The following is a 1,127-nucleotide window of genomic DNA, read 5'->3' on the forward strand; positions in this document are numbered from 1 at the left end:
CTTCCGCACCGGGCGGCCGATCGCCGGGCGGAGCGTCAGAGGGGGAGGTGGTCTCCGCCTGCATGGCGTGGGACGGGCCGCGGGGTGGGGTGGTGGAGGCGAGCAGGATGGCGCTGGGGTCGGTGCCGGTCGTGGTGATCGGCTGCGGGTGTGCGGTGGTGTGGTCGGCCAGGAGGTTGGTGATGGTGGTGGGTCGTCCGGTGCTGTCGAACACGGCGAGTCGGGTGTTCGATGCGAACAGGTGTCGCAGCCACGGGTCGGTGGTCGGGTCGGGTGGTTCGGGTCGGTCCTCGGCGCCGGGGACCAGGCCGTCGCGCACCCTGATGGTCGGTGGTCCGGGTGGTCGTGGGTCGCTGTGGAGGGCGAACACGTGTTGTGGCCCGTTCGGCGGCGCGATCCTGACCACGACCATCGATCCCGGTGCCGCCCGCAGCGCGGCGAGTACGTCCTGTGGGGTGACTCCGTCGGGGTGGGCGACGCGTTCGGGTGTCGCGTCGAGGATGTCCAGGAGTTGCGGCCAGCTGGTGGTGGGTGCGAGTCGGCCGTCGGGTCCGAGGATCCGGTCGTCGGATACCGCCCGGTTGCCGAGCCGTTTGTATTGGGCTCTGAAGGCGTCGAGGGTGGCCTGGACGCACCACCACCACGGGTCGCGGCTGTTGCCAAAACCCACCTGTGTCTGATCGATCCAGTCGGCGACCCGCTGCGCGGACTCGGCCGCCGTGACGGCCGGCCCGGGCGCCGGGACCGCCGCCTCCGTTGCCGTGCTGGCCGGCTCGCCACGCCCGACCGGGTCGCCACCGGCCGAGTCGGCCGACGAGGACACGTCACTGAACGGATCCCTGTCCCCGATGTCGCGCTTGGCCGGGTCGCGACTGATCGGTTCGTCCAGTGCGGAGATCTCACTGGACGTGACGGTGTTGGTGGAGCTGCTATCGCGGCTGAAGATGTCGTCGCCGGAGACGGACATTCCACTGACCGTGACGGTATCGTCGGGCCTGCCATCGCGGCTGAACACGTCGTCGCCGGAGACGGACATCTCACTGACCGTGAAGGTGTCGTCGGGCCTGCCATCGCGGCTGAAGATGCTGTCGTAACCGGAGACGGACGTGTCATTGACCGACGTCCTG

The 1,127-nt window shown here is 69.8% G+C and carries 1 protein-coding gene; it reads right to left on the reverse strand.

The window, feature by feature from the left end; translation table 11 throughout:
* The coding region (locus ABGB16_RS33745) for a hypothetical protein (RefSeq protein WP_347672103.1) at positions 1–1,127 on the reverse strand (1,127 nt) is incomplete at both ends.

This window comes from Micromonospora sp. B11E3, assembly GCF_039871625.1.
GTDB lineage: Bacteria > Actinomycetota > Actinomycetes > Mycobacteriales > Micromonosporaceae > Micromonospora.